General features: G+C 40.0%; 17 protein-coding genes. 4 read left to right on the top strand and 13 right to left on the bottom strand.

The features are described from left to right. Nucleotides 1–104: 104 nt before the first annotated feature. The 6 genes from ACFX4R_RS25005 to ACFX4R_RS24980 form a co-directional block, all read right to left on the bottom strand. Nucleotides 105–3,743, bottom strand: coding sequence for a multifunctional 2',3'-cyclic-nucleotide 2'-phosphodiesterase/3'-nucleotidase/5'-nucleotidase (locus ACFX4R_RS25005; protein WP_377570772.1), 3,639 nt, complete (start codon nt 3,741–3,743; stop codon nt 105–107). Nucleotides 3,744–4,339: 596 nt separating this feature from the next. Next, on the bottom strand, nt 4,340–4,786 hold the full coding sequence (locus ACFX4R_RS25000; RefSeq protein WP_052500362.1) for a DUF6376 family protein: 447 nt from the start codon (nt 4,784–4,786) through the stop codon (nt 4,340–4,342). A gap of 397 nt (nt 4,787–5,183) precedes the next feature. Beyond that, complete coding sequence (locus ACFX4R_RS24995) at nt 5,184–6,164, bottom strand: ABC transporter permease (RefSeq protein WP_013057401.1); 981 nt, start codon at nt 6,162–6,164, stop codon at nt 5,184–5,186. Beyond that, on the bottom strand, nt 6,157–7,068 hold the full coding sequence (locus ACFX4R_RS24990; protein WP_043983017.1) for an ABC transporter ATP-binding protein: 912 nt from the start codon (nt 7,066–7,068) through the stop codon (nt 6,157–6,159). Before ACFX4R_RS24990 ends, ACFX4R_RS24995 begins: the two co-directional genes overlap by 8 nt. A gap of 13 nt (nt 7,069–7,081) precedes the next feature. Continuing rightward, nucleotides 7,082–7,876: an SGNH/GDSL hydrolase family protein gene (locus tag ACFX4R_RS24985; RefSeq protein ID WP_028408234.1), complete on the bottom strand. Its 795-nt coding sequence runs from the start codon at nt 7,874–7,876 to the stop codon at nt 7,082–7,084. A 23-nt stretch (nt 7,877–7,899) separates the two neighbouring features. Then, a complete protein-coding gene (locus tag ACFX4R_RS24980; protein WP_043983019.1) occupies nt 7,900–8,778 on the bottom strand; it encodes an NAD(P)-dependent oxidoreductase in 879 nt (292 codons plus the stop codon). A gap of 348 nt (nt 8,779–9,126) precedes the next feature. Here ACFX4R_RS24980 and ACFX4R_RS24975 point away from each other — a divergent pair, with 348 nt between their 5' ends. Then, nucleotides 9,127–9,327, top strand: coding sequence for a cold-shock protein (locus ACFX4R_RS24975; RefSeq protein WP_013057405.1), 201 nt, complete (start codon nt 9,127–9,129; stop codon nt 9,325–9,327). 205 nt (nt 9,328–9,532) lie between these two features. On the opposite strand, the gene pdxR is transcribed toward ACFX4R_RS24975, so the two are convergent. After that, entirely contained in the window at nt 9,533–10,966 is a 1,434-nt protein-coding gene (gene pdxR, locus ACFX4R_RS24970) for a MocR-like pyridoxine biosynthesis transcription factor PdxR (RefSeq protein WP_034651371.1), read from the bottom strand. A gap of 301 nt (nt 10,967–11,267) precedes the next feature. Continuing rightward, nucleotides 11,268–12,968 carry a pyruvate oxidase gene (locus tag ACFX4R_RS24965; RefSeq protein WP_025751607.1) on the bottom strand — a complete coding sequence of 567 codons (1,701 nt, stop codon included), beginning with the start codon at nt 12,966–12,968 and terminating at the stop codon, nt 11,268–11,270. Between the two features lie 282 nt (nt 12,969–13,250). On the opposite strand from ACFX4R_RS24965, the gene ACFX4R_RS24960 reads away from it, so the two are divergent. After that, nucleotides 13,251–13,451 (top strand): cold-shock protein, encoded by a 201-nt coding sequence (locus ACFX4R_RS24960; RefSeq protein WP_013057408.1) that lies wholly within the window; start codon nt 13,251–13,253, stop codon nt 13,449–13,451. Nucleotides 13,452–13,643: 192 nt separating this feature from the next. On the opposite strand, the gene yjcZ is transcribed toward ACFX4R_RS24960, so the two are convergent. Beyond that, nucleotides 13,644–13,781, bottom strand: coding sequence for a sporulation protein YjcZ (yjcZ, locus tag ACFX4R_RS24955; RefSeq protein ID WP_013057409.1), 138 nt, complete (start codon nt 13,779–13,781; stop codon nt 13,644–13,646). A 267-nt stretch (nt 13,782–14,048) separates the two neighbouring features. On the opposite strand from yjcZ, the gene ACFX4R_RS24950 reads away from it, so the two are divergent. Beyond that, nucleotides 14,049–14,285, top strand: coding sequence for a hypothetical protein (locus ACFX4R_RS24950; protein WP_013057410.1), 237 nt, complete (start codon nt 14,049–14,051; stop codon nt 14,283–14,285). A 29-nt stretch (nt 14,286–14,314) separates the two neighbouring features. Here ACFX4R_RS24950 and ACFX4R_RS24945 read toward each other — a convergent pair whose 3' ends face one another. Both ACFX4R_RS24945 and ACFX4R_RS24940 read right to left on the bottom strand, forming a co-directional pair. After that, nucleotides 14,315–14,587: a hypothetical protein gene (locus ACFX4R_RS24945; protein ID WP_043983023.1), complete on the bottom strand. Its 273-nt coding sequence runs from the start codon at nt 14,585–14,587 to the stop codon at nt 14,315–14,317. A 143-nt stretch (nt 14,588–14,730) separates the two neighbouring features. After that, nucleotides 14,731–14,928 carry a hypothetical protein gene (locus tag ACFX4R_RS24940; RefSeq protein WP_014459743.1) on the bottom strand — a complete coding sequence of 66 codons (198 nt, stop codon included), beginning with the start codon at nt 14,926–14,928 and terminating at the stop codon, nt 14,731–14,733. A gap of 308 nt (nt 14,929–15,236) precedes the next feature. On the opposite strand from ACFX4R_RS24940, the gene ACFX4R_RS24935 reads away from it, so the two are divergent. Beyond that, entirely contained in the window at nt 15,237–16,019 is a 783-nt protein-coding gene (locus ACFX4R_RS24935; protein ID WP_043983024.1) for an SDR family oxidoreductase, read from the top strand. A gap of 22 nt (nt 16,020–16,041) precedes the next feature. On the opposite strand, the gene ACFX4R_RS24930 is transcribed toward ACFX4R_RS24935, so the two are convergent. After that, nucleotides 16,042–16,812 (bottom strand): SDR family oxidoreductase, encoded by a 771-nt coding sequence (locus ACFX4R_RS24930; protein WP_322552121.1) that lies wholly within the window; start codon nt 16,810–16,812, stop codon nt 16,042–16,044. A gap of 104 nt (nt 16,813–16,916) precedes the next feature. Beyond that, the gene (locus tag ACFX4R_RS24925) at nt 16,917–17,879 is read right to left on the bottom strand and encodes a quinone oxidoreductase family protein (protein WP_043983029.1); all 963 of its coding nucleotides are present in this window, start codon (nt 17,877–17,879) and stop codon (nt 16,917–16,919) included. Nucleotides 17,880–17,918 lie beyond the last annotated feature (39 nt).

Raw genomic sequence — 17,918 nt, 5'->3', positions numbered from 1 at the left:
TATAACGTAAATTCATTGACTGAGAGTTTAAAATTTAAGTTAAACTATTAAAAAAAGACTGTCTCTAAACTGGAAATCCGAGTTATGAGACAGTCTTTTTTGGCTTATTGAGCTATTTTCAAAGTAGGTTCTTGCTGTTCAGCTGTTTTAGCAGCTGCCACGTTTTGAATACGGCCTTCAGCTTTGTATTCAAACGGGCTCTTAAGTGTTTTAATATAGTTTACCGTTGCTTGTAAATCTTCCGGTCCCACTTCCATATCTGAAGAAAGTGCACCAATACCATATTTTTCATTTCCGTACATGTAGTTATTGACTACTACCGTGTATTCTTTTTCTTTATCAATTTTGCTTCCATCTGGAAGCGTGATATCGACTACTTTATTCGTACTACTGTCCCACGTATAGTTAAAGCCTGCAATATGGAAATCTAGTCCGGATGATGTAATTTGATTGTTTAACACCGTTTCTAAATCTGCTCCGCTTAGCTTTACTTTATTTAAGACGTTGCCAAACGGCTGAATCGCAAACAAATCACCGTATGTCACGTCACCTGCATCAAGCTGTGAACGAACGCCTCCGCCATTCATTAAAGCAAAATCTGCGTTCATTTCTGCTTTCATGCCGTCAGCAATTAAGTTTCCAAGTGCGATATCCCCTGTTGCTCCGCTAGACGGATAGCCTTTTGCTAAATCAGTAGATGACTTTCCAACCACTTCTGCTTTAATAGGTGCCGCTAAGTCTTCATATTTTTGCATAATCTTTGAAACTTCAGGATCTGGCGTATAGTCTTTTTGATATACGGTTACAATTTTTGCATCTTTTTTCACGATGTCACCCGTGTTGTCGATTTCAACGTCTACGTCAGAAAACGCTGAGCCGTATGAATAAGCTTGAACAATTAGTTTGTTATCTACTACTTTGTTGTTGTATACGTGATTGTGAGCTGAAAAGATAACGTCAACTTCATCGTCAACTTTTTTAGCGATATCTGCTGCATCAAACTCGGTAGAAGTTCCATTTTGATTAGATGGATTATGAGCAAGTACTACAATGGCTTTAATACCTTGCTTTTTCAACTCTGCCGTGTATTTATCAATCGCTTCTGCTTCGTCCGTAATTTTTAAGTTTTCATTTCCTTTACGAACAATCATGCTTGGCGTTTCTTGTGTGACAACGCCGATAAAGCCAATTTTCTTGCCGCCTACTTCTTTTATTGCATAAGGCTCCGTAATTAATTCATTAGTTGAAGTATCATAAGCATTTGCTGCTACAACCGGGAAATTCATGCCGTCGTATCCTTTTGTGCCTTTTGGATGGTCTCCGCCTTCAATCATACGGTGAAGCTCAGCAATGCCTTCATCAAACTCATGATTTCCAAGCGTACCTACATCAAATCCAAGTGATTCCATCACTTCAACCGTTGGCTCATCTTGAAACAGCGCTGAAACTAACGGGCTTCCCCCAATCATATCTCCAGCATGAACTAAAAGCGTATTCGGATTTTCAGCTTCTTGTTTACGAATAGCTGCTGCTGTATATTTCATATTTCCAGCTAAAAGCGCTTGGCCATTTGAATTGATTTTTGTATCTGTATCGAGCTGACCGTGCAGGTCGTTCATGCCTAACAGCTGAACCTTTGTATTATCTTTTGATTCGCCGTTTAAATTAATTTTGTAAATGCCGAATCCTTTGTCATCCGTTTTATTTGTATACGTAATGTTGCTTCCTTCAGTTAAATAGCTTTCTCCGCGCGGTGAGCTTGTGAACGTCACGTTAGCCGTTCCGTTAATTGGTGCAATGGACCAGTTATCGTCAGCTGTTGGTGTAATTTCTTTTTGCTCGGTGATGTAGTCCATTAGAATTTGACGGTTTTCATCCGCTGAATCCACCACGAGCTCGCTTCCTTTTAGACCAGGGAAGTTTCCGCCTCCGCCAGCTCGGTAGTTATTTGTCACAACGATAAACTCTTGGTTCGGATCAACCGGCTTGCCGTTATACGTTAAGTTAACAACGCGGCTTGAATCTCCGTGAATCACGTTTCCATTCACATCGTATTTTGCTGGTTTTGTGACGTCGATTTGGTATTGAACGCCGTCAATTACGTCGAAGTTATAAACAGGGAAGCTTGGGTTTAATAATTCCTGCTCTTCTGTTTTGTTCAGTGTAATTTGATTAAATTTACCGGCAGACATATCAATCCAGTCTTTTACAACAGAACCTTTTACTTTAACCGCTTTTAACGTGTTGTCATAGAGATACAGGTCGCCAGCGCTTCGGATCGTTAAGTCACCTTTTTTAATTTCCGTATATTCATCAACGCCGTTTCTTCCTGCTTTAAAAGGCGCTCCCACTGATAAAATCGGAAGGTCTTTATATTCCGGCTTGTTTTGAGAAACGTATTTTTCTACGTAATCTTTTTGTGCGTTTGTCACAACTTGAATAGACGGGTCATCTTGCACAAGAGAAAAATAGCTGTGGATATCATCGGTCGTTTTACCGATTGGTGTGTTCACGTATTTAACCGTTGCATCGTGATCTTTTTGAACCGCTTTAATAACACCTTTATCCGGTTCTACCGTACTTTGCGTAACCGTTTTCCCTGACGCGTCTTTTACGTCTTTATACGTTTCACGCGTGGACGATTGAGAGCTTACTACTTTCCATTTTCCTTTTTCTTCTTTTAACGTTAAGTCAATTAAGCCAAGTGATCCTCCGCCGTAACCTGCTTGAACAGCGGGAACGCCGTTGATCGTTCCTTTTGCATTATCAACGCCAGGAAGAGGCTTTTTATCTGCTCCAAGGAACAAACCGTCTAGCGCAGCTTCCGTTTTAGCAGGGAAGACTTTATGCGTGTGTGAAAACGTAATAGCGTCAATGCCTTTTACTTCACTTAATGAGTAAATGACATCTTCCGTGTTTTGCTTGTTGCTGCTAAATCCAGAGTGAGCCATTGCAACAACTACGTCTGCACCTTTTTTCTTCATTTCCGGAATATATTTGTTGGCTGTTTCTACAATACCTTTTGTAATGACTTTTCCATCAAGGTTTGCTTTATCCCAATCGTTAATTTGAGGAGGCACAAAGCCAATGAAACCAACTTTAATCGTTCGTTTCTTTCCATTTTCATCGACGACTTTTTTATTCATAATTTTATAAGACGTAAATTTATTTTTATCATTTTTCGGGTTGTTGTCATGATCATCAACGTAGACATTGGCATTTATGTAAGGGAAATTTGCATCGTTGTACGCTTCTGTTAAGAAGTCTAATCCATAGTTGAACTCATGATTTCCAAGCGTTGCAATATCGTAATCCAGCTGATTCATTGCTTTAAATACAGGATGAACTTCACCTTTTTTCAGCGGGTTAATCTTGGCTTTATACGTGCCTAGAGGCGTTCCTTGAATGAGGTCTCCGTTATCTACTAATAAGCTGTTTTTTACTTCTTTTCGAGCATTTTTGATTAAGGTAGCGGTTTTAGCTAAACCTACTTTTTCATAAGGGGCGTCTTTGAAATAATCATAGTTTAATAGATTCGTATGAACGTCGGTTGTTTCCATCAGGCGTATGTTCACAAGCGCATCTTTTTTATTGTGGCCTTGATGCTTGCTTTGCTGTGAGCTTTGTCCAGGATGACGTTCTTCCGCTCCTGCCTGTGTAGTTAAAAGAGGCATAGATAATAGAGAAAGTGCCAGTGATGTGGATAGGATTTTCTTCGTTTTACTGCGAGTATTCTTTTTCATCTACCATTCACCTTTCAAGTAAGTTATCATCGCTATAAATCTAGCAACTGTTCAAAAATAGTATAGCAGAAAAGATTTATAAAGGATGTAAATTTTTTGATTTTTTAGTAAACCATTTGTATGCGTTTTATTAACTTTTTGTAAACGGAAAAATTTTTTTTAGTTTCTCTCTTCAAAACCAAGGACTATAGTTTTTATTAATTGGATGAACCCTCCTTTTAAAATGAGTCTTATTACCTAATACATCAACGTTCCCACGCCCTCTTTTCATTCAAAAAAAATTTATTTCAAGCGGTGTGTATATATGTACTATACATAGGATATGAAAAGCAGACATTAAGTTTGTCACAGCTTCTAACAAAATTTCGTAGATATAAAAAAGAAAGAGGAGGTTTTTGTCTTCTAATAAATAGATATATTTATATAATTTTACATTTACAACAGGGAAACGAGGTTGAGTCATAAGACATACCTACATGAAACCTACGTTCACCTACAAATAAAAAAATCCGAACGAAGTTGATTCTCCATCAAGAATCTTGATTCATCGTTCGGATGTTCTTTAGTTAACATACTTTTTTCTCAGCCGCGTTTTCTTACTGACCTAATTCTTTAATTTGTTTCATAATACTTGATACATCTTGAATTGATTGAAACAATTCACTGTTTTTTAGCGCTTCCGGATTGAAGCTGCCATTCTTTATATTGGCTTCATACGCTTCAATTCCACTAATGATTTTTTCGTTTTGTTGCACAAGCTGATCGTGCACATCAGAAGCGATGTCAGGAGCTTTTGTTTGATTAAATTCTTCAGCTTTCCCTTTCATTTCCTGCAGCTTTTGCTCTAGCTTCTTTATTGCCTCGTCGTCATTAACAGCTTTTTCCGCCAGAGGCGGTATTTCTTCAGCAAACTTTTGTGCTTCACTCACGTAATCTTTCGCATCGTTTGCGTAGTTCAGCGTACTGCTTGTATCTTCAAGAAAAGAACAGCCGCCGACCATAAAAAGAACAGCAGTTGATATGACTAGCATCCACTTTTTCACTTAGCACTCAACCTTTCTTATTTTCTTTTCTGCTATCTTCTTTTCGATTTTCGTTTCTTTAACTCTTTCATAATAATGGGTACAGCTTTTTTTATTCCTTTTTTTACAGCGGGGCTTTTTAACAGTCTCGATAGTTTTGACATTTTTAAGCTCCTCTCTCATTTTGAAATAACAAAAAACACCTTTACCACATGTGGTAAAGGTGTTTGTATCCAGACCTTTACCAATGGCAACATTGGCAAAGGTCTCGCTAACAATTTGCATTGTCAATAAAGCCGGAGATAATAATCTCGAAATGACGACTTTACTGCAAGAGCTACTCCCCTTTGAGCAAAACAGCATTTTTTGTTAACACAATCATAACGCACGTTCCTGATTATCGTCAACTTATACGGAATTAGTACACGTCTTTTTTGGTAAATACCAGAAACGACACGAGCAGCCCGGCAAGTCCCCAAATGGTTAAAACACCCAAGGAAAACCCTAATGTCATTCCTTCAGTCGGAGGAGCTGTTCCTTGCAGATAAGAAGTTAAGTTTAAATTAACCATAAACAAATACTTAGCCGAATGCCATGAAGAAACCATGCTGCTTAAAATTGTACCTGCAATCAAACAAGCAAGCATCACGCCCATACCCGCAGCTGTACTTTTAATTAAAACAGACAGCATAAAAGCAAGCGTTCCAACGACAAGTGAGACAAACCAAGCAAGACCAAACTCCATTAAAATATATCTCCACTGCGAAATTAAATGAACGTCCGCTGTATTTAAGTCATTTCCCTGCACGCTAAATCCCGTAAGAATCGGGGCTGTCCAGCCTTTAAATCCAAATACAACGCCAGAAATGAGGTACGACAAAACGCCAAACATTAAAATTAAAAACGAGACGGACATGACGAGCGTGATATATTTACTAAGCAGGATTTTCCACCGTTTCACAGGCCTCGTCAACAATACCTTGATGGATCCCAAGCTGTACTCTGAAGACACTAAATCCGCTGCAATAATCATAATCATCAGCGGCAGCAAAAGCTGAATGGCGTTTTCAATGAACCCTCGCACAAACGTTGGTGCCCCTGGTTCCGAAGGATTGATATCATTATCTAAATAATACTGTTGCTGCGCCACGCGAATTTCAAGCTGCTTGCGCCAATCATCTGAAATTTGGCTTCCGCTCAGCCGGTTTTGCGTATCGATAATTTCTTGCTGCAGCGTACTGCGCCAATCGGTCGTTCCTAGTTTTTCTTGAAGGCGCTGTGTTTCGCGAAGCTGAGCGTAGGTGAACATAGAAATCAAAACGCCCATAATAAGGGTAACGATTAACAGGCGCTTTTTTCGAACGAGCTTGATCATTTCATTTTGAACCAAACTAATCAATCGATTCGCCTCCTGTCATTTCGATAAATAAATCTTCAAGAGTTGGAAGCTTTCGATTCATTTCTTTTACCGTTACTCCTGCTTGAATGAGCTGTTTGTTCCACTCTCCCACTTCAGCTTCTTCATAAAACGTCGTGACGTACTCCCCCTGCACTTGCACAAAGTCCGTCACTTGTTTTAAAACGTCTATTCCTGCAGGCTGCGGATCTAGCTTCCACAGTAAGCGCTCTTGCTGAGTTAACAGGGTCTTCACCGATTCTGTGTGAATAACTTCTCCTTTTGCGATAATCGCTACTCGGTCACACATTAGCTGAATCTCGCTCAGTAAATGACTCGATACTAAGACGCTTAGACCTTCACTTTCAGCTAAAAAGCGAATAAATTTACGCATATCCCGAATTCCAGAAGGGTCTAGTCCGTTCGTTGGCTCGTCTAAAATAAGCACTTTTGGTTTTCCGAGAAGCGCTTGCGCAATTCCTAAACGCTGCCTCATACCTAACGAATACGTGCGAACTAAATCGTGGATACGCTCTTGCAAGCCAACTAATTCCACCACTTCATGAATGCGTTCTTCTGTCATAGAAGGAATCATGCGTGAAAAGTGCTGCAGATTTTCCCAGCCGCTTAAGTATGGATACAGCTCAGGATTTTCAACAATACAGCCGATATGCTCCATCGCTTTTGTAAACTGCTTCGATACGCTGTATCCACAAATATAAATGGAACCAGCCGTCGGGCGAATCAAGCCGACAAGCATTCGAATCGTTGTCGTTTTACCGGCTCCATTGGGTCCTAAAAAGCCGAACACTTCGCCTCTTTTTAGTTCAAAATCAATATTTTTGATAATTTCTCGTTTTCCTATTACTTTTTTCAGTCCTTTTACTGAAAGCGTTACTTCACTCATATCATTCCCTCCCTTACCACGTAATAAGCGATGCTACACGTTCTGCGATCAGCTTGTAGCCTTTTGCATTAGGATGAAACTTATCAGTATATAAGTAGTCATCTACCTTTAGCTGAAACAAATCAAAGGTCGGAACAAAAACAGTTTGCTTATAATTAGCACTTAATTCACTGCTTTTGTAATTCCATTCTCGTACAATAGCCGTTGTCGTTTTTGCATCTTGCAGGTTACTAAACGGATTATATAAACCAATTAAAAAAATCGTCGCGTCTTTATTTGCCGACCGGATGCTTTTTAAGATGCTGTCTACGTTTTTTAAATAGTCATTTTCTAGCTTTTGAATATTGTTTTTATTTAAGTTTTGCAGCGTTTGTCCGCCTTGAAATAAGTCATTTCCTCCAATGGTGATCAGCACGGTATCTGCCGACTTAACCTGCCGCTGAATTTCCTGCTGCTTTACTTGACTTGCCAGCTGCGAAGACGTTTGACCTTTTATTCCAAAGTTGCTTAAGAGAATTTTCTTCTTCGTTTTTTCTTCAAGATTATCTTTTAAATACCCAACGTACCCTTTTCCCGCTGCGTCTCCTGTTCCCCTTGTCAGTGAATCACCTAAAGCGACAATCGTATAATTCTTTGTACTTTTGTTACTGCTGCTTGTTTCTTGCTTCGGCTTTGGCATTTCTTTTACAGTAGCTTTTGAGGCGCTAACATAATCATAAATAGACATTCCAAGCCCCGCTGCAAACAGCAGACACGAAATAATCGAAATCAAGGATACAATCCATACCCACTTTCCTTTCGCTTTCACTGGCTGCACTCCTTTTCATCTTTTTAGTTATCTTTTTTTAGAGCTTCAACTGTTTTTAGTAAAGCGGACCAGTCTAAATGACCCCAGCCATTTTCGATTCCTTGTTCATAATGACCTTTCACAAGCTCTCCTAACGGAAGCGGAGCGGACACTTTTTTGGCTGCATCAATAGCCAGGTTTACATCCTTTAGTCCAAGCTCCAGCTTGAACCCGGCCGGATCAAAGTCTCTTTTAGCAATTAAATTGCCGTAATTTTTATACACAGGAGATGCAAATAAGCTATTAACCACTTCAAGAAACTCCTCCGCTTGCATGCCATACTGTTCTACCATGACTACTGCTTCAGAAACAGCTTCTAACATCGATACTAATAAAAAATTATTGCCAAGCTTAGCTACATTTGATAAGTAAGGCTCGTCTCCTACAGTGAAAATAGTTTGACCAATCGCTTCAAACAGCGGCCAAACGTGCTCTCTTGCTTCTTTATTACCTGCAACTATTACTTTGAGAGCCGCGGCTGCTGCTGCGTCGGGTCGACCTAAAACAGTCGCTGCAACAAAATGCTGTCCTGATGCAGCATGTGCGCTTGTTAATTTTTCCGATAAATCTACGCTAATAGTACTCACAGAGACGTGAATACCACCTTCTTGAAGGCCTGCAAGTACACCGGCTTCTGAAAGCGTTACTTCTTCTAAAGCCTCATCATTTGAAAGAATCGTAAAGACAAGATTCGCTTCTTGTGCTGCTTGAGCAGGTGTCTCCACAACCTTTGCTCCTTTTTTCACAAGACTTTCCGCCTTCGAAGCAGTGCGGTTATAAATAACAAGTTCATGACCCGCCTTTATCATATTTTCCGCCATCGGTAATCCCATATTTCCTAAACCAATTAAACCCACCTTCATCTTTACCACTCCATTTCAGCACTCAGTATGTACGTTTCTTATGCTTGTCGTCTATCTTTAGAAAAAGCATATTTTCATTATTATATAACTACAGTAAAAGCGAATACAAAGAATAGCCTTTCTATAATGTTCAAAATGTGACATTTTTTAGACATGATTTATAAAAAACTTGTCTAAAAAATACGAATGGTTTTTAAATAAAGCGCTTGCAAACATAGGAAATTTCTGCTAAGATGTAAGAGAATTATTTTTGTTCGGTGGGGATGTATGAGTATTGTCACTTTTCGTCTTTAGATTTGAGCAAGAATAGTACCACAATGTGCGAGTCCGCACGAGGAGGCAACAATTATGGAACAAGGTAAAGTAAAATGGTTTAACGCAGAAAAAGGTTTTGGATTCATCGAGCGCGAAGGTGGAGACGATGTATTCGTACACTTCTCAGCAATCCAAAGCGAAGGCTTCAAATCTTTAGACGAAGGTCAAGCTGTAACATTTGACGTAGAACAAGGTCAACGCGGACCTCAAGCTGCTAACGTTCAAAAAGCATAAGAAACACAACATATCAGAAACAGATCCTTTAAAGGATCTGTTTTTTTGTGTACAAACATAAAAAAAGCCCTGTTTTTCAACAGGGCCAGTCGGTACAAATACAGAAGTAAAGTTAATGGTACTCTTAGTATAGCACAAGATCATAACAATCTATACGAAATAATAAAATAAAACTTTCATCCGGTACGTTTACCTATGATTATAGCTATTCCAGACTCTCTAGGGCGCTCGCAAATCGTTTAATTCCTTCTCGAATGACCTCTTCTTCCCCTCTGCCAAACGTAAAGCGAATAGCTCCGCTTTGAGAACTCAGCACGCTTCCTGGTACAAAAGCCACTCCTCTTTTAAGCGATTCTTCCAATAGACGATAGTCATCGACCGGCTGATTCACTTTGCACCATAAGTGAATCCCGCCTTGAGGCGAATCGAAAGATACTTTTGATCCGAGCAATTCGTTCAGACTCGACGACAGGGCATACTCCTGCTTTTTGAGCTCTTGTCTAAGCTTTTCAATATGCGAAGAAAACGTAGGAGAATCTAAGAATTGATAAGCAATCCACTGCGGAAAGATGCTGTGGCCAAAGTCAATTTGCTGCTTAGCGTCTGCCAGGCGCTGAATCACTTGCTCTGGCCCCACTATCCAGCCAATTCGAAGGCCCGATGCCACAATTTTAGAAAGCGAGCTGATATAGAGGACATTTCCGTTCTCGTCCATCGATTTCAGCGTTTGATGTACATTTCCGTCAAATGCCGTGAGTGAATAAGGATCATCTTCAATAAGCGGAATGCCGTATTCTGAAGAAAGCTCTAAAAACCGCTTTCGACGCGCTTCTGATAACACAATACCAGTCGGGTTTTGATAATACGGATTTAAAAAAACCATACGAATGCGATGCTTTTTATGTAATTCTACTAAGTCCTCCGGGTTGGCTCCATTTTTATCTACAGGCAGCAAAAACGTTCGTAAACCTGCTGATTGAAAAAGCGGCAGTGAATAGCTATAGGACGGATCTTCAATCGCTACTGCATCTCCTGGTTTTAACAAACACTGAACAATCAAATGAAGTGCTTGCTGTGCACCTGATGTGATTAAAATGGAATTAGCATCGGTGGAGATTTTCCGGTACTCATGAACATGAGCAGCAATAGCGTCACGCAGACGTTCATTGCCGTGAGGATGATCATAGCCTAAATGCTCATTAAACGGCATGCCCGCTAATATTCGCTGAAAATCTTCACTTGGAAATAAGCTAGGCGCTAATTCTCCGCTCGCTAAGTTTACAAAGTCTGTTCGCAAAGCTTCGCTTCTTATTCGCTGTACGAGCGGTAAATTAGGCAAAAATGAACCGTCTTCTACATATCTTCCCCAGTTTGGAATACGTTTACGGGAAATTCCCCAGATGCTCGAACTAACTCGCGTGCCGCTTCCTTTTTTACGTTCTACGATTCCAAGTGCCTGCAGTTCTTCATAAGCAGCTACTACCGTGCTTCTGTTCACGTTTAGCTCAGCAGCAAGCGTTCGTTCTGATGGCAGCATAGAATCCGGCGGAAACGCTCCCGATGAAATACAGCTTTCAATATATTCTGCAATTTGTTTATAAATCGCTTTTTTGCTAGCGCGATCTGGTCTCCAGTTCATGCGGCGTCAGTCCTTACGTTTAAACTTTCTTATTAGTAGTTTATCCTTTATCTCTCTTATCTTAAAGCAGTTTTATAAAAAAAGACCATCCAATTTGGTGTTTTTTTGCCCATCCACTTTATAAAATAAATAATATCACCTCTTTTTACTTGCCGACATTTAAATTTACATAATAATTTTATAGTTAATTAAATTACCTTCACCATTCCAACAAAAAAATCCAAACGAAGTTGATTCTCTATTAAGAGTCTCGATTCATCGTTTGGATCTTTACTAAAGTACTTTTGTCACAGCCTATTTTTTATAGAGGCGGTAAATCTAGCTTGCCTTCTTGAAACAATTCTTTCACCATATGCTTGGCATAACCCGTTGCTTGTCCTAGCGTAATCTTAGCTGGCATAGGCGCTTCGTTTGCATCAACGATTACATCGATAATACACGGCTTGTTTTGCCTAACAGCACTTTCAAAAGCCGGCAGCAGCTCTTCTTCTTTTTCTACTCGGTAGCCAACACCTCCGCAAATATCTGCATATCTAGCAAAGTTCGGATTTGTTAAGTCTGTTCCGAATTCAGCATTTCCCATTACTTCTTGTTCAAATTTAATCATACCGATTTTATGGTTATTAAATAGCACCACAACTAGCGGAAGATTGTATTTAACAGCTGTAATAAAATCTGCCATCGTCATCGCAAAGCCGCCGTCTCCACAGACCGCAAACACCTGCTTCTCGGGATAAGCAATTTTTCCAGCAAGTGCGCCCGGCAGCCCGCATCCAAGAGTCGCTAGCCAGCTTGAAATCACAAACTGCTGATTTGTCATACGAAAATGACGCGCCATCCATACTGTGACGTTTCCTACATCTACGGACAAGACCGCGTTATCAGCCGCTACGTGCTGAAGCGCTCGAATCACTCGCTGTGGCTTGATAGGTAGACTTTCTTTTGCTTCTTGGGTATCAAGCTGACTCCACCACTTTTTCATACGTTCTTGACTTTGCTCTAAAAACTGGCGATGTTCTGAGCGGCCAACGTTTTCTAAGAACCACTGAATGGTTGTTTTTGCTTCTCCTGCAAGCCCTGCATCTACAGGATATCTTTTACCAATTTGTGCGGGATCAATATCAATATGAATCGTTTTCGCATGGTCTGGCAAAAATCCTGTAAACGGATAGGACGTTCCAATCATGATGAGCGTATCCGCTTCTTGCATCGCTTCATACGCTGGCTTTGTACCGATTAATCCAAGTCCTCCGAGACAATATGGATGTTCATCCGGTATTGCGCCTTTTCCAGGAAGCGTAAGAACAATAGGTGCTGCGATCTTTTCGGCAAACGCAAGCAGCTCTTCTCTCATTTCATGTGTGCCTCGACCGGCTAAAATAACCGGACTTTCTGCTTTACCAATCAAATCTTTTGCTTTTTCAAGGTCTTCTCTGTGAGGAAAGACGTCTTGTTTAACGATTATGCTTGATGTTTCTCGTGCCTCTGATCCGACTTCAAAACGAGGGATATCATCGGGAATGGTTAACACAGCCACACCTTTTTTAGCATAAGCTGTTCGAATCGCTTGATTGACAACAGTGGGAAGCTGTTCAGCGGACATGATTCGCTGGTTATATACAGCCACATCATCGAACATTCGCTCTAAATTAATTTCTTGAAACGCATCGCTTCCGATAAGATCAGACTCCACTTGCCCCGTAAGTGCTAAAACGGGAGCTTTGTCTAACTTTGCATCATACAAACCATTCAATAAATGAATCGCTCCCGGTCCGGCAATAGCCGTGCATACACCGATTTTACCCGTTAGCTTTGCATATGCAGCCGCTGCGAGAGCTCCCGCTTCTTCATGCCTCACTTGAATAAATTTAATTTTGTCCTGGGCTTTGCGAAGCGGTTCAATAATTGAATTAATGGAGTCTCCTGGCATTCCGTAAATATGATCAACGCCCCATTCAATTAACAGTTCAATCAGTTTTTCCCCTGCTTTTTGTTTAAACATATGACTGACCCCTTTCTTCTTATATATAGAGATAGTGTGACCTGATACGCTCTTTCTTACTTATTTTCACTCGTATAATTTTCGTTTTCTTTCATTAAATGAATGATCGTCTTCGTTAAATTTTCTTCATTCCTTGCAATTATCATTAACTTTTGCTATTCTATAAGAAGAATTATTTTTGTTCGGCAACAATCGATAGGTGAATACTTTCGTCTTAAAGATTTTGATCATGAGCAAGGATAGTAATACAATGTGTGCATAGCACACGAGGAGGCAACATTCATGGAAAAAGGTACAGTAAAATGGTTTAACGCAGAAAAAGGTTTCGGATTTATCGAGCGCGAAAACGGCGACGATGTATTCGTACATTTCTCAGCAATCCAAAGCGAAGGATTCAAATCTTTAGACGAAGGTCAAGCTGTAACATTCGACGTTGAAGAAGGTCAACGCGGACCTCAAGCTGCTAACGTTCAAAAAGCATAAGTAGAAAAAGACTCTGATTTCAGAGTCTTTTTTTTATGTAGAACCACGCATAAAACCTTTTTAACGCGCAGTTTGTACACGTTATTATAAATAATAAACTAAAAAAGTCTCTTCATCCCGAAGAGACCTTTTGTGGAAGAAATAGTTGAAGAAATAAAGTGTGGATGTTGCGTCGTCATCATTTTTTAATAATTAGCACCAGCCGCCGCCGAAGCAAGAAGCGCCGATGATGATTAATAAGATGAAAAGTACAATGATTAAAGCGAAACCGCCGCCGCAGCCACCGCCGCCATAACCACAACCGTATCCGTAACCTCCGTAGTATCCCATGTGTTTCACCTCCATTTGCTATACTTTAAGATATGTGGATTTAGTTAAATTGCTCCTAATAATTCCATAGAACTTTTGGAAATGTTTGTCATAAACTAAAAATACTGCGTTTTTCAAACATGCCCCACAAAGAGATAAAACCTTTGATTTTATGGGCATTTACTCCTCTTTTCTTTATCTTTTAAAAATGTAATCGCTCCCTTTTTCATGAATGTACACCGTGCTGAATACCTTTAGTTATGTACACTCACACAGGAGGGATTTTATATGTTAACACTCGAAATTTCAAAGCAAATCGTTAAAAACGTCTACCCTATTGTCTTATCAAATCGCAGTAAAATCTTTCAAGAGGAAGTGAGCGTCGCCGCTTTGCAAGACTACTTTGGTCTTGATCATGCCTTTAGCGTGTATGCAGCTGCCACCATTATTTATCAGCTAGAAGCCGACGGGTATGTATCCAAACCTCTGAAGCGCAATGAATACAAGCGAATTTTGCTCAAATAAAAACAAGCATCCCCGCAAGGATGCTTGTCTTATTTATAGCTATACCTGTCGAATAACTGCTCGACTCTTTTGTGGTAATCAGCAAGGTAGTCAGAAAGCTCAGTTTTACTCAATTTATTTGCCTGTTCCTCAAATAGTGACAGCAGCGAAATTTTAATCATTGCCATTTCCGTTTCCGAGCGATTTTCATTTCGCAAATCTTTTCTTAAATTCCACAGGCTTTGCTCCATTTCATGCTTTAATTGTTCTAGTGAGTGTGGTTCTTCGAATCCGGCACGAATGTCTTTTTTAAATCCACTCATCTTATCACTCCTCGCATTTGCACCTGCTAGATAGTATCTAATGTATACTATACCATAAATAACTATACGAGGCTTAAGCATGCCTTTTAAGCAATTGGCCACAAAATAAAAAACATCTCGTTGGATGTCTTTAACGTTACCTTTTATCTTACTTCGTCTTCTTCACCTTTTACATATTTAAAAAATGAATCAATCATTTCATTTAAAAAATCATTGCGATCTTCAAAATTCATAATTTCTAAAAATTCCACAATATCCTTATCTAAACTAATAGAAGCGGGAACATAAGCAGCCGCTTCCCTTCTTTGCGGGAATGGAATCACATTATCTTTCTTCTTCATAAAACACCGTCCTTTTTCTGTGCTTTACTAGTGTAAGCTTTCAAGGAACGATTTGCAAGTCCCTCTGATGTAAAATTTTATATAAACATTCTTCTGAAAAGACAGGGTATAATCTTTAGCTGCTCAAGTAGGCCCATTTGACATTAGCTTTTTCATGTTCTGGCGTCATATTAATAATTCGCCGCTGTTTTCTCTTTTCCTTTTGGCATCTTTTAGAAAATTTAAACACAAATATTTTAAAAGAGGTTTTTATTTCCTTCGTATAGGCTAAAGAAAGGAAACAACATTTTTATATGGAGGGGTTCCAAATGATTGCATTAACTGGAAAAGTTGCGCTTGTGACGGGAGCGGCGTCTGGAATTGGACGCGCTTCAGCCATTACACTAGCTGAACAAGGAGCGCGCGTTGCTCTTTTAGATTTAGAGGAAGAAAAATTACATGAAGTAAAAGAGACCATCATGTCGAGCGGCGGAGAGTGTATAGCCATTAAAACAGACGTATCTGACTCTGAAAGTATAAAAGAGAGTATCGAAACGATCCGCAGCTTATGGAGTCAATTACATATTGTTTCTATTAACGCAGGCATCAACGGTACGTTCTCTTCTATTGAAGAACTATCACCAGAAGATTGGACAAAAACGATTGATACAAATTTAACAAGCACTTTTTTAACTGTGAAGCATTCTATTCCTTATTTGAAAGCTCAGGGAGGAAGCATTATTATTACTAGCTCAATTAACGGCAACCGTACATTTTCAAATATCGGCATGAGCGCATACAGTTCCTCAAAGGCTGGCCAAATGGCGTTCGGCAAAATGGCAGCTCTTGAACTTTCTACATACGGAATACGGGTAAACGTCATTTGTCCAGGAGCAGTTGATACAAATATTGAAAGCAATACATTCCGTCAAGAAGACAAATTAAAAGAAGTGGCGATTCCAATTGAATATCCAAATGGCAATCAGCCGCTTGCTAAGCGCTCAGCTAAGCCCGAAGAAGTAGCGGAGTTAATCTTCTTTTTAGCTTCTGACGCGTCCAAACATATTACCGGAAGTGAAATGTTTATCGACGGCGGAGAATCACTGCTGTAACGTACAAGCCCCTGCGTCAACGTCAGGGGCTTGTTTTTTTACTTTTATGAACAACATCTACTCCGCCCGAAGCAGATATAATGCTGCCTGTAATCATATCTGAGTTTTCATCACAAAGAAACTCAATAATACGCGCAATGTCTTCTCCTGTCCCTGATCGACCGACAGGCGTTTCCTTGTCTTCTAGTAATCTTGCTTTTATAATGTCACTTTCTTTCATGTCCCCTACAATATCTCCGGGACAGACCATATTGACCGTAATCCCGTATTCGGCTACTTCTAGAGCAAGCGATTTGGTCAGAGAAGCTAGTCCTGACTTAGCGGCACTAAAAGCCGCGCGATACATCCATCCAGGGGTGTGCTCTACATCTTGAAAACCGTATGTAATAATTCTTCCAAACTGCTGCTTTTTCATAGTTGGAACAACCGCTTTTACAAAATGAAAAACGGAGCTTAAATTTCCTTCCAGCATTTCATACCATTCACTGTCTGTGTATTCTATTAATTTTTTTCTTTCAAATACATACGGACCTGCATTATTAATTAAAACATCAATACGTCCAAATCGCTCCATAGCCTGCGCAACGACGTGTTCAATATCTGCTTTATTCGTTATATCCCCTTCTACAAACTGTACGTTGTCTTTATATTGATGCCATTCTTCTTGCAGTTCTCGCACTTTATTTTTATCACTCCGAAAATGGACGGTAACGGAATACTGCTTTTTTAAAAAATTTTCTGTTACCTTCTTGCCAATACCTTTATGACCCGCTGTAATCAATGCATGTTTCATCTACCTTCACCTCTTTCACTCTACTTATCTACTATATATATTAGACAGCTCCTTAGTTTATCCTTTACTAACAGAAAAAAGCCCTTGACTAAAGGGCCTTTCTTTTACGGTCTTAACAAAATTTTCCCTGTACTTTTCCGGCTTTCAAGCAGCTCATGCGCTTTTGCTCCGTCTTTTAAATCGAACACCACGGGATCAGTTAACACAAGCTGATCTTTACTGATCCACTCAAACAGCTGCTGTGAACGTACTTTACGTTCTTCATAAGATACGAGCACGTTCCATAAGTCTCCACCTGTAAGCGTTTTAGAGGTGTCCATCAGCATACGCGGGTCGACCGGGGCCGGATCGCCTCCTGCCATTCCGTAAAATACCACGGTTCCGCCTGTTTTTACGGCTTCAAAGCTTTTTTCTAGTGTAACTCCTACAGATTCATAGGCAACATCTGCGCCTCGCTTCGTTACTTCTTTCACTTGTTCCACCCAGTTATCTTCGTATAAAAAGACATAGTCAGCACCTGCTTGAGCCGCTGCTTTTGCTTTTTCAGAAGATGACGTTAAGCCAATGACTTGTCCGCCTAATAGCTTGGCAATTTGAACTAAAAGCTGACCTACACCTCCAGCAGCTGCGTGAACAAGTACATAATCGCCGGGCTGAATGCTGTAGCTGTCTTGTGTTAAATAGTGAGCCGTTAACCCTTGTAAAAGCACAGAAGCAGCTGCGTCAAACGAAATATCGTCAGGTACGGCAATGATTTTATCTTGTGGCACGGCAACAAGCTCTGCATTTGCAAAAGGGACGTCAGCAAACGCAATACGGTCTCCTACGTTAACGTGACTTACTTCTGCTCCTACTTCTTCTACCACACCTGCTCCTTCATATCCTAAAATATACGGAGGTGTACCCGTTAAGTGGTAGTTCCCTTTTCTTCGGTACACATCAGCAAAATTAAGTCCAATTGCTTTTGTTCTTACTAATACGTCTGTTGGACCAATAGAGGGGTTCGGTATATCTTGATAGTGGAGAACGTCAGGTCCTCCAAATCTTTCAAACACTAATGCTTTCATATATAAGTTACCTCGTTTTCTTTATGTATTCCCTTTCAT

This window comes from Priestia sp. YIM B13490, assembly GCF_042787735.1.
Lineage (GTDB): Bacteria > Bacillota > Bacilli > Bacillales > Bacillaceae_H > Priestia > Priestia megaterium.
This window is presented reverse-complemented; position numbering and strand designations above follow the sequence as displayed.

Bases quoted from the DNA above. Each gene is read 5' to 3' on its own strand.
- ACFX4R_RS24975 (WP_013057405.1), top strand. From the start codon at position 9,127: ATGGAACAAGGTAAAGTAAAATGGTTTAACGCAGAAAAAGGTTTTGGA.
- pdxR (WP_034651371.1), bottom strand. From the start codon at position 10,966: ATGAACTGGAGACCAGATCGCGCTAGCAAAAAAGCGATTTATAAACAA.
- ACFX4R_RS24965 (WP_025751607.1), bottom strand. From the start codon at position 12,968: ATGTTTAAACAAAAAGCAGGGGAAAAACTGATTGAACTGTTAATTGAA.
- ACFX4R_RS24980 (WP_043983019.1), bottom strand. From the start codon at position 8,778: ATGAAGGTGGGTTTAATTGGTTTAGGAAATATGGGATTACCGATGGCG.
- ACFX4R_RS24960 (WP_013057408.1), top strand. From the start codon at position 13,251: ATGGAAAAAGGTACAGTAAAATGGTTTAACGCAGAAAAAGGTTTCGGA.
- ACFX4R_RS24925 (WP_043983029.1), bottom strand. From the start codon at position 17,879: ATGAAAGCATTAGTGTTTGAAAGATTTGGAGGACCTGACGTTCTCCAC.
- ACFX4R_RS24945 (WP_043983023.1), bottom strand. From the start codon at position 14,587: ATGAGTGGATTTAAAAAAGACATTCGTGCCGGATTCGAAGAACCACAC.
- ACFX4R_RS24990 (WP_043983017.1), bottom strand. From the start codon at position 7,068: ATGAGTGAAGTAACGCTTTCAGTAAAAGGACTGAAAAAAGTAATAGGA.
- ACFX4R_RS24935 (WP_043983024.1), top strand. From the start codon at position 15,237: ATGATTGCATTAACTGGAAAAGTTGCGCTTGTGACGGGAGCGGCGTCT.
- yjcZ (WP_013057409.1), bottom strand. From the start codon at position 13,781: ATGGGATACTACGGAGGTTACGGATACGGTTGTGGTTATGGCGGCGGT.
- ACFX4R_RS24940 (WP_014459743.1), bottom strand. From the start codon at position 14,928: ATGAAGAAGAAAGATAATGTGATTCCATTCCCGCAAAGAAGGGAAGCG.
- ACFX4R_RS24930 (WP_322552121.1), bottom strand. From the start codon at position 16,812: ATGAAACATGCATTGATTACAGCGGGTCATAAAGGTATTGGCAAGAAG.
- ACFX4R_RS25005 (WP_377570772.1), bottom strand. From the start codon at position 3,743: ATGAAAAAGAATACTCGCAGTAAAACGAAGAAAATCCTATCCACATCA.
- ACFX4R_RS24950 (WP_013057410.1), top strand. From the start codon at position 14,049: ATGTTAACACTCGAAATTTCAAAGCAAATCGTTAAAAACGTCTACCCT.